Raw genomic sequence first — 242 nt, forward strand, 5'->3', positions numbered from 1 at the left:
CGCCTGCCGCCCGTTCGACGCCGCCGCCGACGGCTTCGTCCTCGGCGAGGGCGTGGGGGTGGTGGTGCTCAAGCGCCTGGAGGACGCGCTGCGCGACGGCGACCGGGTGTACGCCATCATCCGCGGCGCGGGCATCAACAACGACGGCAAGAGCGAGGGGCCGATGACCCCGCGCCTCGAGGGCCAGGTGGCGGCGCTGGCCCAGGCCTACGCCGACGCCGGGGTGGCCCCCGACACCATCG

Annotated in this window: 1 protein-coding gene; it reads left to right on the forward strand. The window is 76.0% G+C overall.

What is annotated here, in order from left to right:
* Positions 1 to 242: beta-ketoacyl synthase N-terminal-like domain-containing protein (locus Ga0451573_RS19510; RefSeq protein ID WP_231685873.1), on the forward strand; the 242-nt coding region annotated here is incomplete at both ends.

This window comes from Phosphitispora fastidiosa (assembly GCF_019008365.1).
GTDB classification, from domain to species: domain Bacteria; phylum Bacillota; class Thermincolia; order Thermincolales; family UBA2595; genus Phosphitispora; species Phosphitispora fastidiosa.